The following is a 13,719-nucleotide window of genomic DNA, read 5'->3' as shown; positions in this document are numbered from 1 at the left end:
TATTAAAACAAGTATTCATTTTATTTGTTTGGGAGTGTTTTAAAATAGCTATGTAATGGTATTAAGTTGAATTAATTTTTAAATCATTATAGGGGCGCAAAATTACTGAAGTTTAATGAAGAAAAGAGTAAAAAATAAGCAAAATGATGAAGAAGAAAAATTTTAACATTCATTAACAATTTACTGGTTAAATGCGAAAAGATGTTAACCTCTTAAAATTATCTATTCACATCAAATTAAAGGTGGTTAGCTTCAAATGGGTAATGAAAAATATTTATTGCCTTTAGTTTTACAACTGTTAATTAATAAAAATTTAATAATTTATGAATCTACATTACAAGAATGTAATCTGTGTATTGTTCTTTTTTGGTTTTTTACTGAATATGAATGCACAGGAGAAAAAAATCACTGGATCGGTATCTGATAGTGCAGGACCGTTGCCTGGTGTAAGTGTAATTTTAAAAGGTACGACCATAGGTACAGAAACAGATTTTGATGGTAAGTATTCATTAAAAGTCAACCAAGGAGATGTTTTAGTATTTAGTTTTGTAGGAATGCAAACTACTGAAAGAACTATAGGTTTGGATTCAGAACTAAATGTTCTAATGAAAGAAGATGCTAATTTGTTAGAAGAAATTGTAATTGTTGGTTATGGAACAACAACCAAGCAATCTTTTACAGGTAGTGCTAAGGTAGTAAAAACCGAAGATTTAGAAGCGAAAAGTGTATCAAATGTATCACAAGCTTTAGCTGGTGAAATTGCAGGAGTTAACGTAATTAATACTTCAGGTCAACCAGGAACCGTTGCAACGATTCGTATTCGTGGATTTGGTTCTGTAAATGGAAGTAGAGATCCATTATATGTAGTTGATGGGGTGCCTTTTTCAGGTTCAATAAATTCTATAAACCCATCAGATATTGCATCTACAACAGTTTTAAAAGATGCATCAGCTACTGCTATTTATGGGTCTAGAGGGGCTAACGGGGTTATCATGATTACAACTAAATCAGGTAAATCAGGAGCTACATCTGTAGAAGTTGATTTAAAGACAGGAGTTAATTTTCAATTATTACCAAGATATGATGTTATAAATACTCCAGATGAATATATCGAGTTGTCATGGCAAGCAATGGCAAATCAAGGTTTGTTTGATGATCCAACAATTAACGGAGCTGCTTATGCAAATCAAAACTTATTTAATTCGAGAAAAGGTATTAGTAATAAATTTAACTATTTTACTACAAATGACGTTTCTCAAATAATTGATCCAGCAACAGGAAAAGTTAGATCAGGATTATCTAGAAAATATACTCCAGAAAAATGGGCAGATTACGCTTTTCAATCTTCAATGAGAACAGAGGCGAATGTTAAGATGAGCGGAGGTAGTGAGAATACTAAATATTTTAGTTCTTTTGGTTATTTAGATGATAAAGGATATTCAGTTAATTCTGGATATAAGAGATATTCATCAAGGTTAAATATTACACACAAACCAGCTGAGTGGTTAACAGCAAAAGCTAATGTAGGTTATACTTTAGGGAAAACTATAGAGAATGGACAATCTGAAGATGCAGGAAGTATTTTTTGGTTTGTAGATAATATCCCTTCTATTTACCCTTTATTTGAGCGTGATGCTGATGGTAATCTTATCAAAGACACCAAATATGGAGGCTATGAGTACGATTATAGAGACAGAAGTTTTGGAGGTGGTAGTAATGCTATAGGGAATGCAGAATACAATTTTATAGGAGCAGATCGTCATTCATTAAATGGGAACTTTTCTTTTAAAGTATCTCTTCTAGAAGGATTAGAATTTGAAACTCAGTATGGAGCTCAGTACTACAGTGAGATTCATAATGAAGTTCAAAATCCTTTTTATGGATTTGCTGTTCAACAAGAAGGAACTTTATATAAAGAAAATACAAGTGCTTTGACGCAAAACTTTTTAAATATCTTTAGATATAATAAAAATTTAGGAAATCATAATATTTCTGCTTTAGTAGCACAAGAAACTAACCAGACTGAATTTGAAACTAGCACACTTAGTAAAAATAAGGTAGTGAATTTGCAAGGTGGGTTGAAAGATCCTAATAATTATGTGGTAGTTTCTTCTCCTCCAACAGGCTATAGCACGAGATCAGCTTTAGAAAGTTACTTTGGTCAAGTATCATACAATTATAAAAGAAAATATTATTTATCAGGATCTATAAGACGTGATGGTTCTTCTAGGTTTGCTAAAGATAAATGGGGTACTTTTGGTTCAGTAGGAGCTTCATGGGTATTGTCTGAAGAAAGTTTTATTTCAACTGTAAACGTCATCAATTTTCTAAAATTAAAAGCTAGTTATGGTATTTTAGGAGACCAAGCAGGAGCAGATATCTATTCAGGTAGAGATAGTTATACCATAGGTAATTTAGGAGGACAAATTTCATTAAGACCTAATGCGATTCAAAACCCTAATTTAACATGGGAAACATCGAAAATGTTCCAAACAGGATTAGAGTTTACTGTTTTAAATAATAAGTTAGAAGGATCTGTAGATTATTATATTAAGAACACTGAAGATCTTCTTTTCGAGAGAAGATTAGCACCTTCTACAGGTAATGCACTTGTTGATGTTAATGATGGAAAGTTAAGAAATTCAGGATTAGAGTTTGATTTAACAGCACATTTAATTGATAAAGAAAATTATAAATTAGATTTCGGTATTAATGGTGAAATGTTTGATAGTAAATTGACAGAAATGCCTATTGATCCATCTACGGGAGAAAGAAAGTTTTTAGATATTGCTGAAAGTTTTGGTAGAGCTAAAGATAGAGGACTTTATGATTATTATATGAGAGAGTGGGCAGGTGTAGATAAACAAACAGGTAACCCTCTATGGAATCAATACTATCATGATGCTAATAGTAATGGGACAATAGATGATGGTGAAGGAATTAGAAGTTTGGCAGAATACAAGAACCAGTTCCCTAACAATGCTATTAGTAAAACTACTACGAGCGAATATAGTGATGCTACTCAGAAATTTATAGGGAAATCTATAATTCCTAAAGTTAGAGGTTCATTTAGATTAAATGCAAAAGTACACGATTTTACTATAAATACATTGTTTGGTTATAGTTTAGGAGGATACTCTTACGATAATGTATATGCAGGTTTAATGGGGAATAGTCAAATAGGCTCTGACAACTGGCATACAGATATTAGAAATAGCTGGAAAAATCCTGGAGATGTTACTGATGTACCTAGGTTAATAAGTGATAGAAATTTACAAGTTAACTCTGTTTCTTCTCGCTTTATAACATCAACAGATTACTTGGCTTTAAGTAATGTAAGAATAGGATACACTATACCTAGCAACCTTATTGAAAACTCAGGTGTTAAGTCTTTAAATTTATGGGTGTCTGGAGATAACTTATTTTTATTAAGTGCAAGAAATGGATTTAACCCAATAACGTCTGAAACTGGTTCGTCTGATGTATATCGTTACCAACCATTATCAACAATTACTTTTGGTGTAAGAGCTAAATTCTAAAATTAAAACAATATGAAAAAATATATAAAACCAATATTATTAGGAGCAATTACAGCTTTATCGTTAAGCTGTAGTGATGATTTTCTTGAAGAAAGCCCAACTGAAAATGTTTCTGTAGAGGATGTAGCTGATACAGGAAAAATATATCCAGGTATTTTAAATGGAACACTAAGAGGTATATATGAAACAATGTTGCAAACAGGAACAGGTGGGACTGATTCTCATGAAGATTATGGGCAAAAAGGATATGATGTTATAAGCGATATGTTGTCTGGAGATCTTGCTTTAGCTCAAAATGTTTATAATAGATATAGCAGTATTGCTCAATTAGTTGCTACTAACGATTTTACCTTTACTAAGCCAAACTATACGGCATGGAGGTATTATTACAGAATAATTAATTCAAGTAACTTGGTAATTAAATCATTAGGAGGAAATGATGCTGTAATTACAGATGCAAATAGAGAGCAAATGGGACAAGCAAAAGCTTTAAGAGCCTATGGATACTTCTATTTAACTCAGTTATATATTCCTGAGTATATACCTACCTCAAAAGTTTTACCAATATATACAGAAGCAAATTCTGAAGCACAACCACAAAGTACAACAGAAGAGGTATATAACTTAATGATAGAAGATTTAGAAGAAGCAATTACACTTTTAGAGTCTTACAATAGAGATGAGGTATACCAAATAAACAAGTATGTAGCTAAAGGACTTTTAGCATATGTTTATGCATCAAGAGGTGAAGGAGCTGATAATGTTAAAGCAAGAAATTTAGCAGAGGAAGTTATTGCAGAAGGAGGGTTTCCTATAACATCTAAAGAAAGAGCTACAGGTGGATTTAATAGCGTGGCAGAAAACCCAAGTTGGATGTGGGGAGTTGATATCACTATAGATAATGGTTTAAGTTTAGCATCTTGGTGGGGACAAATGGATTATTATACATTTAGTTATCAGTCATTTGGAGATATAAAACAAATAGATTTAGGTTTATACAATTCTATAAAAGATGAAGATGTTAGAAGAACACAGTTTGATAGCGATGAAACATCAGATAGTTATTTAATGCCAATAGACAAGTTTTATGATACTGCAAAAGAGTATAGAGGACAAAGAAATATTGAGTCTGATTACATTTATATGAGAGTAGATGAAATGTATATGCTATCAGCTGAAATGGCAGCTAAAGAGGGCTTAGAAACTGAAGCTAAAAATCGTTTAAAAGACTTATTAGCTCAAAGATTTGATGATGCAGCTGATTATGCATACATAGATGCTTTATCAGGTCAAGCTTTACAAAATGAAATTTACTTACAAACAAGAATTGAATTTTGGGGAGAAGGAAAAAGTTTCTTAGCATTAAAAAGAAATAAAGCTACATTAACAAGAGGAGCAAACCATGCGTATTTAGCAGGAGAATCTATGACTTATAAAGATGATAGATTGGTTCTTGAGATTCCTCAATCAGAAATACAAAATAATCCATTCATTAATTAACGAATTAATTTTTGTAAGTAAGGAGTTTACTTGTAAAAATAGATAATTCCCCTAATAAATAGAAAAGCTGAGAGTTTACTCTCAGCTTTTTATTTTGATAAATTAAATAATGGTTGGTTTAATTCAAAAAAAAGGTGATTCAAATCAAAGTTAGAAGTGAGAAGAGCTAAGCTTTATACATTTGTACCACTTATACCAACTTTGTTTTCATTGGTGTAATCATTTGAATTAATTACAAAGTCAAGGAGTCATTAACCTTGGCTTTTTTATTTTAAAATACTTCCCATTTGAGATTGTAATTCTTCTGCTTTTGTAGCAGCAGCTTCGGCAAAGTCTTCTTTATTAGAAGCATAAATAATTCCACGAGAAGAGTTAATTAATAAACCAATAGTATCTGTCATTCCATATTTACAAACCTCTTGTAAGCTTCCGCCTTGGGCACCTACTCCAGGAACTAATAAAAAACTCTCAGGAATAATCTTTCTAATATCGGCTAAATATTCAACCTTGGTAGCCCCAACTACGTACATTAAGTTTTGTGAGTTATTCCAAGATTTAGATACTTCAAGAACTTCTTTATAAAGTTCTTTATTATTGACGCTTAGCGTCTGAAAGTCAAAAGCACCTTGGTTAGAAGTTAATGCTAACATAATAGTATGTTTATTTTTAAAAGCCAAAAAAGGTTCTACAGAGTCTTTTCCCATATATGGGGCAACTGTAACCGAATCAAAAGCTAAGTCTTCAAAAAAAGCTTTTGCATACATGGTACTTGTATTACCAATATCCCCACGTTTGGCGTCAGCTATAGTGAAAATTTCAGGATGTTTTTCGTTTAAGTAATTGATGGTTTTTTCAAGAGATTTCCAACCTTTAATACCATATGCTTCATAAAAAGCTGTGTTTGGTTTGTAAGCTACACAAAGATGGTGAGTAGCATCAATAATTGATTTGTTAAAAGCAAAAATAGGATCTTCTTCTTGAAGTAAATGTGCTGGAATTTTGTTTAAATCAACATCTAGTCCAATACATAAAAACGATTTCTTTTTTCGAATTTCTGATACAAGTTGTTGTGTTGTCATGTGTTGTTGTAAAAGTTAAGCAAAAGTACATAAATTTAGCAGTTTCTGTTATCTTTGTTAGATATGTTTCAATATATCATTAACAAATTTTTTTATGGTTTCTTAACACTGTATGGGGTAGTTACTGTAATTTTTTTACTGTTTAACATCTTACCAGGTGATCCTGCTCGTATGATGTTAGACCAACGAGAAGATACTGAGCAATTACAAAATATCCGAAAGAAATACGGATTTGATAAACCTGTGTTTACACAGTATTTGTATTATTTGAATGATGTTTCTCCGTTGTCGTTTCATAGTAAGAATAAAGACAGTTATACATTTTTATCTGAAGGGAAATACAATGCTCAATCCTTATTCTCTTTAGGAGATATAGAGGTGGTAATAAAAACTCCATATTTACGTCAATCATTTCAAAAGAATGGTAAAAATGTTTCTGAAGTAATTAAAGAAACATTACCCAATACAGCTGTTTTAGCAGTGGTGGCAATAACAATAGCACTTTTTTTAGGAGTTGTTTTAGGAATATTTTCCGCATTGTTTAAAGATACTTTTTTTGACAGAATAATAGCTGTTGTAAGTACTTTAGGAATGAGTGTTCCGTCATTTTTTTCTGCTATACTGTTTGCTTGGTTGTTTGGTTTTGTATTGCATAAATACACTCACTTAGAAATGACGGGAAGTTTGTATGAAGTAGATGATTTTGGAGAAGGAGCTTCCATTCAATGGAAAAATTTGATTTTACCAGCAATAGTATTAGGTATTCGTCCGTTAGCAGTAGTAATTCAGTTGATGCGTAATTCGTTGCTAGAAACCCTGAACCAAGATTATATTCGAACGGCTAAAGCGAAAGGATTAACGATGTATCAAGTAATTCGAAAGCACGCTTTAAAAAATTCTTTAAATCCAGTAATTACAGCAATTTCTGGTTGGTTTGCTTCGATGTTGGCGGGAGCGGTTTTTGTAGAATATATCTTTAACTGGAACGGATTAGGAAAAGAAATAGTAAACTCATTAAACACGCTTGATTTACCAGTAATTATGGGAGCTGTATTAGTCGTAGCAACGTTATTTATTATCATTAATATTTTAGTAGATATTTTATATAGTTGGTTAGACCCACGAATAAGATTACATTAATTATGAGATTTTTTGTATTATCATTAGTGTTCTTAACACTTACAAGTTGTGCTGTTTTTCAACCTGAAAATTTTACAACAGAAGCATTACGTGAAGAATTACTTACTTTAGATCGAAATCCGATTTCACTCCAAGAGGTTTTAAATAAAAATAAAGGCAAGAAAAAATTTATACAAGTTTTTGCTACCTACTGTCCCGTAAGTCAGGATAGTTTTGATGATGTATTGGTTTTTCAAAAGAAAAATCCAAAAATTGAATACATTTTTTTGTCAGTTGATCATTCTTATTTCGACTGGAAAAGAGAACTAGAAAATATTCCTGTAAAAGGGCAGCATTATTACATACCAAAAAAAGGAGAAGGGGCTTTGGGTAAGTTTTTAAAATTAAAAACAATTCCAAGATTTTTAGTGCTTGATGAAACAGGAAAAATTACAGTATTCAAATCATCTAAAGTGTCAGAAAAATTAGAAAATCATGTTCAATAAAATGAAAAACTTCATAATTATATTTTTTATCGGAATAACAATATTAAGTTGTTCAACAAAAAACTCAACTCAATTCTCAAAAGAAGCATTAAATGATGTTTTTATTTCTTTAGAAGGAAAAAAAGTTCTATTCAAAGATGTTATTGAAAAGCATAAAGGAAAAAAGGTTTTGATTGATGTTTGGGCTTCATGGTGTACTGATTGTTTAAAAAGTTTGCCAGAGGTAAAAAAGATTCAAGAAGAAAATCCAGAGATAGCTTATATGTATTTATCATTAGATAGAAATCAAGAAGATTGGAAAAATGGAGTTAACCGATTAAAAATTAATGGAGATCATTACTTTATGCAATCAGGATGGGAAGGGAAATTTGGTGAGTTTTTAGGTTTAAATTGGATTCCTAGGTTTATGGTAATTGATGAAAAAGGAAAAATCATTGTTTTTGACGCGACAAAAGCTACTGATAAATTAATTCGTCAAAGCTTAGAAATAATGTAATTTTGCAAACATTAAATCAATAACCAGAAAAACGTATAAAAGTGAGACAAAAGATAGTAGCAGGTAACTGGAAGATGAATAAAAACCTTGATGAAGCTAAAAAACTCATCAAGCAGTTAAAGAAAGAAATTAAAGGAAATGTAAATGAAGATACTAGAGTAATTATTGCTCCGAGTTTTGTGAATCTGCACTATGCTGCTAAAAAGACCAAAAAGTCAAATATAGAAGTCGCTGCACAAAACATGCATCAGTCAAAAAGTGGAGCTTTTACAGGAGAAGTATCAGCTGATATGTTAACTAATATTGGTGTTAATATTGTAATTCTAGGACATTCAGAGCGAAGAGAATATTTTGCTGAAACTGATGAATTATTAGCGAAAAAAGTTGATACCGCTTTAGGGCAAGGTTTAGAGGTTATTTTTTGTTTTGGTGAATTGTTAGAAGATAGAAAATCAGGAAATCACTTTAAAATTGTAGAAAATCAAATTAAAAAGGCATTATTCCATCTAGAAAAGAGCAATTATGCTAATATAGTTTTGGCTTATGAACCTGTTTGGGCTATTGGTACAGGAGAAACTGCTACGCCAGAACAAGCTCAAGAAATACATGCCTTTGTAAGAGAGCTTTTTGCTAAAGAATATGGAAATGAAGTGGCGGATGCGATTTCAATTTTATACGGTGGAAGTGTAAAGCCGGCTAATGCTAAAGAAATATTTTCAAAGCCAGATGTAGATGGTGGTTTGATAGGAGGAGCAGCGTTGAAAGCAGAAGATTTTAAAGCAATTATTAAATCGATTTAATGGACAATATTTATATAGAATATACTTTTGAGGTAACACCTAAAGAACCGACAACAGAAATTTTAATTGCAGAATTAGGAGCGTTAGGGTTTGAAAGTTTTGTTGAAAATGAGAATGGAGTTATAGCTTATATTCAAAAAGAAGATTGGAATACAGATATTTTAAATGATGTCTTTGTTTTAAACTCAAATGAGTTTTCAATTGAATATCAGCATAAAGAAATAGAACAGACTAATTGGAATGAAGAATGGGAAAAGAATTTTAATCCAATTCAAGTTGACGATGTGGTGAGTATTAGAGCACCATTTCATGAAAACCCTAATTTGAAGTACGATATTGTTATTGAACCAAAAATGAGTTTTGGTACAGGACATCATGAAACGACACACATGATGGTACAACATTTAATTAATTTAGATGTTAGAGATAAAAAAGTGTTAGATATGGGATGTGGTACTGGAATTTTAGCAATTTTTGCCGAAATGAAAGGAGCGAAACCTATCGATGCAATTGATATTGATGCTTGGTGTTACGAAAATTCGTTAGAAAATGTTGAAAGAAATAACTGTCAACATATATCAGTATATGAAGGAGATGCCTCTCTTTTAGTAGGTAAAAAGTATGATTTGATTATAGCAAATATCAATCGAAATATCTTGTTAAATGATATGAAAGTATATACTGATTGTTTAAATGAAAAAGGAGTTTTATTATTAAGTGGATTTTATACAGAAGATATTCCAGTGATTGATAATGAGGTTTCTAAGTATGGTTTAACACTAAAAAATACCATAAAAAGAAATAATTGGGTAGCTTTGCAATATCAAAAATAAAACAAATGAGTACGATAGAAAAAATACAAGAAGAGCTTGAAGTTTTATTACAAGATGTCAAAGAATACGAAATTGTTTTGTACAACGATGATGTAAATACCTTTGACTTTGTAATTGATAGTTTAGTCACAGTATGTGATCATACATTAGAACAAGCTGAACAGTGTACCATTTTAGTACATTACAAGGGCAAATGTGCTGTAAAAACAGGAGAATATAAAGATTTAGAGCCTAGATGTTCTAAATTATTAGAATTAGGTTTATCAGCAGAGATTGTTTAAGAATGGAAAATGTTTTTAGGTATTACGAATTTTCAGATTTTTTTGTAGACAACTCTGGAGTATTTCAAAAAAATGAAATATGTTTTTCAGAATTGAATGAGCAACATTTTTTAATTTTTGAAAGAAAAAATCAAGATACAAATCCAGTATATAGTTTGTATGTGTCAAAATACAATTCGAAGAAAGAGATAGGAAAAAAGCCGCCAGAAATACTCGAACTCTTAGTAGAAGATTATGATAAATCAATACCAGAACATAGAATTGTACTGAGAAAATATTTGTATTAAAAACTCAAAAAAACTTTTTTTGAGTTTTTTTATGTTTTTATGTGACTATTTACATAAAGGTAGTGTCATAAATAATACAAACAAGAGATAATAAAAGTTTATAAAGATTTAATCCTTAAATGAAAAAACTTCTCTTACTAGGTTGAGAGAAGCTGAAAGGAGAAGTTTTTGAAATAGAATTAAAAATAGTAGTAGTTAGTTTTATACTAAGTTTGGTTAGACAAAAAGGCCTTGGATGTAAAATTCAAGGTCTTTTTAATTAAGGTTATCTTTTTAGTTAAATAAAAAAGAAGCAATGGAAATTGATTAAAAAATAACGTATCTTTATGAGTGTTAAATAATTGTTGCTAAAAAATAATGCCTATGTAACATCATTTTCTTTATAGTCACGAGCATAACTGTAGGAGGTTTTTGCTAAAAGATTTGGACTTGTTGTGGCTAATATCCAAGAAAAGAAGATTTAATAATCAAAAGTTTTAAAGAAAATGAAAAAAGTATTTATTAAAATAGTTTTTATACTATTTGTAACAAGCATTTTTGCAAGAACAGATGGTAATCAAAGAATAATAGATCCTATAAAGGTAACTGCAACTTTCCTAGGGCATGATGATTATGGATATAACTTTTTATTCATAAATGAAGAAGGAGATGAAGAGACTATTATTTTTGAGGTTATCTCTGAAAAGTTATTAGAAATTTATAATTTAAACGATAACAAATTTATAGATCAGGAATTTGAAATTACATACAACTATGAAACTTCAGATGATGAAATTGGTATTCCTGTATTGTATTCAATAAAAAAAATAGATTAACTATGAGTATTGTAGATTTATACGAGTCAAGTAAGCATAGAAATAATGTGGCACACTTTAGCGCCATAGTAAATATTGCTATGGTTGATGGTGATTTAAACAAAAATGAAGAAGCATTGGTAAGCCGTTTTGCTAGAAAATTAGATATTACGGAGGCTGAATATGAAGAGATAATGAAAAACTCAAAAAAATATCCAGTAGTGCCACAGCTTAGATCTGATGATAGGTTAGAACGTTTACTAGATTTGTTTAAAATTATTTATGCAGATCATCGAATTGATGATTCTGAAAGAAAATTAATATTAAAGTATGCAATTCAGTTAGGTTTTTCTCATGATACAGCTGAAGAGATCATAACAAAAACGGTTAAAGTATTTAGTGGTAAAATAGATATTGATCAGTATAAATCGATGCTCAAAATTTTATAAAAAAGAAATCCCATTCTAAAAAGAATGGGATTTTTTTTAAAGTAAGTGTAAGTTTTCTAACTTAAAAATAACGATGTCTTCATCGTCTACATCATCAAAAATTTCCTTGTAGGTAATTTCAAATTTCTTGTTTTTGAAAGCAGATGATTTTAAGTCTAAATGACCTAAGTTTTGCTTATTTACTCGTTCAAAATCTATAATATCACCGTTTTCTAATTCAAAAACGTAATAGCCGTTTGTATATCCCTGATAAACACCGACTAATGTAACTGTTGGTTGTGAGTTGTAATAAGTCATGGCTACCTAAAATTTATTTATGAGGCAAACATTAGATCTTCTTTTAAAAAGTGTTTAAACTCTAAAGTATATCCATTAGGGTCTTTTATGAAAAATGAAATATGTTCTCCGTTTTTATCCTTTAAAAAAGTTTTTTGCATAATGTCTTCAGAAGAATTATAGCTAACTTTCTGATACATTTCTTCCCATGTTTTAGTATCTAAAACAACACCAAAATGAAAGGAAGGTAAAATGTCTTTTTCAAAAGAATAACTTGGGTATTCAAAGTTGAATTGATCTGCTAAAACAAAGGTTAATTGATTGTTGAATAGATTAATGTCAACCCATTTAGTGTTTTTTCTTCCGCATTCAAAACCTAAGTTTTCGGTATAAAATTTTATCGTTTCTTCAATGTTTAAACATGGAAGTGATATGTGAAAGGTTGGTTTCATAAGCTACCTGTTTATTCGTTGTCAAAATCTTCAGATACTTCAATTTCATCAAACTCGTCATTGTCTTCATCTTCTTCAGCTTCATGGTCCTCCATTGTTTGTTGTAATTGAGAACTTATCTTAACTAAAAATAAGGTATCATCAGTACTTACTTCTACAGCTTTTACGGTTTCACCCTTACTGTTTTTGAAGGAGATAATGTCTGAGTGATCATATCCGTCTGGATATTTTTCTACCAATAAATCCAAAATATCAGTAGTTAATTTTGCATAGTCTACAATAACTCGTTTCATAAAATTACATTTTTAATAAATAAGCAAATATTAAAGGGGCAACAATAGTAGCGTCACTTTCTATAATAAACTTAGGAGTATCGATGTCTAACTTTCCCCAAGTAATTTTTTCATTAGGTACAGCACCAGAGTATGATCCATAACTTGTAGTTGAATCTGATATTTGACAGAAATAGCTCCAGAAAGGAGTGTCTTCTCTCTCTAAATCTTGATATAACATTGGTACCACACAAATAGGGAAATCACCTGCGATTCCACCACCAATTTGGAAGAACCCGATTCCTTTTTCAGAATTGTTAGTATACCAATCAGCTAAAAAAGTCATGTATTCAATTCCAGATTTCATGGTAGAAGCCTTTAATTCTCCTTTTACTACATATGAAGCAAAAATATTACCCATAGTACTATCTTCCCATCCAGGAACTACAATAGGCAAGTTCTTTTCTGCAGCAGCGTACATCCAAGAGTCTTTTAAATCAATTTCGTAATACTCTTCTAAAACTCCAGAAAGCAAAAGTTTGTACATATATTCGTGAGGAAAATAGCGTTCACCTGCTTCTTCAGCATCTTTCCAAATTTTAAAGATATGTTTTTGTAAACGTCTAAAAGCTTCCTCTTCAGGAATACAAGTGTCAGTTACGCGGTTTAATCCTTTTAATAATAAATCCCATTCCTCTTGCGGAGTTAAATCACGATAGTTAGGAACTCTTTTATAGTGAGAGTGCGCTACTAGGTTCATGATGTCTTCTTCAAGGTTTGCTCCTGTACATGAAATGATGTCAACTTTATCTTGACGAATCATTTCAGCAAAAATTTTCCCTAACTCTGCAGTACTCATTGCACCAGCTAATGAGACTAACATTTTAGATCCTTGCTCTAATTGTGCTTCGTACCCTTTTGCTGCATCTACCAGAGCTGCAGCATTAAAGTGTAAGAAGTATTTTTCTATAAAATTGGTTATAGGTGTATTCATTTTATTGTTTTTTGTGTGTTTATGAAATTGCTTCTAAAGTAT

16 protein-coding genes are annotated in these 13,719 nt (G+C 30.8%); 11 read left to right on the top strand and 5 right to left on the bottom strand.

All coding sequences use genetic code 11. The features are described 5' to 3' along the window. Positions 1 to 323 precede the first annotated feature (323 nt). Entirely contained in the window at positions 324 to 3,539 is a 3,216-nt protein-coding gene (locus DFQ07_RS02270; RefSeq protein ID WP_133534649.1) for a SusC/RagA family TonB-linked outer membrane protein, read from the top strand. Positions 3,540 to 3,551: 12 nt separating this feature from the next. Further along, a complete protein-coding gene (locus DFQ07_RS02265; RefSeq protein WP_133534648.1) occupies positions 3,552 to 5,039 on the top strand; it encodes a RagB/SusD family nutrient uptake outer membrane protein in 1,488 nt (495 codons plus the stop codon). 266 nt (positions 5,040 to 5,305) lie between these two features. Here DFQ07_RS02265 and pyrF read toward each other — a convergent pair whose 3' ends face one another. After that, complete coding sequence (pyrF, locus tag DFQ07_RS02260; protein WP_133534647.1) at positions 5,306 to 6,118, bottom strand: orotidine-5'-phosphate decarboxylase; 813 nt, start codon at positions 6,116 to 6,118, stop codon at positions 5,306 to 5,308. Between the two features lie 63 nt (positions 6,119 to 6,181). Here pyrF and DFQ07_RS02255 point away from each other — a divergent pair, with 63 nt between their 5' ends. The 9 genes from DFQ07_RS02255 (at position 6,182) to DFQ07_RS02215 (ending at position 11,683) form a co-directional block, all read left to right on the top strand. Continuing rightward, a complete protein-coding gene (locus DFQ07_RS02255) occupies positions 6,182 to 7,258 on the top strand; it encodes an ABC transporter permease (protein WP_133534646.1) in 1,077 nt (358 codons plus the stop codon). Positions 7,259 to 7,260: 2 nt separating this feature from the next. After that, the gene (locus DFQ07_RS02250) at positions 7,261 to 7,743 is read left to right on the top strand and encodes a TlpA family protein disulfide reductase (RefSeq protein WP_133534645.1); all 483 of its coding nucleotides are present in this window, start codon (positions 7,261 to 7,263) and stop codon (positions 7,741 to 7,743) included. Position 7,744: 1 nt separating this feature from the next. Then, positions 7,745 to 8,239 (top strand): TlpA family protein disulfide reductase, encoded by a 495-nt coding sequence (locus DFQ07_RS02245; protein ID WP_133534644.1) that lies wholly within the window; start codon positions 7,745 to 7,747, stop codon positions 8,237 to 8,239. Between the two features lie 41 nt (positions 8,240 to 8,280). Beyond that, positions 8,281 to 9,039, top strand: a complete 759-nt coding sequence (gene tpiA, locus DFQ07_RS02240) for a triose-phosphate isomerase (protein WP_133534643.1) — start codon at positions 8,281 to 8,283, stop codon at positions 9,037 to 9,039. Next, complete coding sequence (prmA, locus tag DFQ07_RS02235; protein WP_133534642.1) at positions 9,039 to 9,872, top strand: 50S ribosomal protein L11 methyltransferase; 834 nt, start codon at positions 9,039 to 9,041, stop codon at positions 9,870 to 9,872. Before tpiA ends, prmA begins: the two co-directional genes overlap by 1 nt. A 5-nt stretch (positions 9,873 to 9,877) precedes the next feature. After that, on the top strand, positions 9,878 to 10,153 hold the full coding sequence (locus tag DFQ07_RS02230) for an ATP-dependent Clp protease adaptor ClpS (RefSeq protein ID WP_133534641.1): 276 nt from the start codon (positions 9,878 to 9,880) through the stop codon (positions 10,151 to 10,153). Between the two features lie 2 nt (positions 10,154 to 10,155). Beyond that, entirely contained in the window at positions 10,156 to 10,440 is a 285-nt protein-coding gene (locus DFQ07_RS02225) for a hypothetical protein (RefSeq protein ID WP_133534640.1), read from the top strand. 485 nt (positions 10,441 to 10,925) lie between these two features. Next, the gene (locus DFQ07_RS02220) at positions 10,926 to 11,255 is read left to right on the top strand and encodes a hypothetical protein (RefSeq protein WP_133534639.1); all 330 of its coding nucleotides are present in this window, start codon (positions 10,926 to 10,928) and stop codon (positions 11,253 to 11,255) included. 2 nt (positions 11,256 to 11,257) lie between these two features. Next, positions 11,258 to 11,683: a TerB family tellurite resistance protein gene (locus DFQ07_RS02215; protein WP_133534638.1), complete on the top strand. Its 426-nt coding sequence runs from the start codon at positions 11,258 to 11,260 to the stop codon at positions 11,681 to 11,683. Positions 11,684 to 11,719: 36 nt separating this feature from the next. Here DFQ07_RS02215 and DFQ07_RS02210 read toward each other — a convergent pair whose 3' ends face one another. The 4 genes from DFQ07_RS02210 to DFQ07_RS02195 are packed head-to-tail and all read right to left on the bottom strand — an operon-like array spanning position 11,720 to position 13,677. Then, on the bottom strand, positions 11,720 to 11,980 hold the full coding sequence (locus tag DFQ07_RS02210) for a hypothetical protein (protein WP_133534637.1): 261 nt from the start codon (positions 11,978 to 11,980) through the stop codon (positions 11,720 to 11,722). Between the two features lie 17 nt (positions 11,981 to 11,997). After that, positions 11,998 to 12,411 (bottom strand): VOC family protein, encoded by a 414-nt coding sequence (locus DFQ07_RS02205; protein WP_133534636.1) that lies wholly within the window; start codon positions 12,409 to 12,411, stop codon positions 11,998 to 12,000. 11 nt (positions 12,412 to 12,422) lie between these two features. Beyond that, positions 12,423 to 12,704 carry a hypothetical protein gene (locus tag DFQ07_RS02200; RefSeq protein ID WP_133534635.1) on the bottom strand — a complete coding sequence of 94 codons (282 nt, stop codon included), beginning with the start codon at positions 12,702 to 12,704 and terminating at the stop codon, positions 12,423 to 12,425. 4 nt (positions 12,705 to 12,708) lie between these two features. Continuing rightward, the gene (locus tag DFQ07_RS02195) at positions 12,709 to 13,677 is read right to left on the bottom strand and encodes a deoxyhypusine synthase family protein (protein WP_133534634.1); all 969 of its coding nucleotides are present in this window, start codon (positions 13,675 to 13,677) and stop codon (positions 12,709 to 12,711) included. Between the last annotated feature and the right edge of the window lie 42 nt (positions 13,678 to 13,719).

Origin of the sequence: Tenacibaculum caenipelagi, assembly GCF_004363005.1 — a bacterium.
Taxonomy (GTDB): Bacteria; Bacteroidota; Bacteroidia; order Flavobacteriales; family Flavobacteriaceae; genus Polaribacter; species Polaribacter caenipelagi.
The sequence above is the reverse complement of the archived record's forward strand: the minus strand, read 5'-3'. Positions and strand labels throughout refer to the sequence as shown.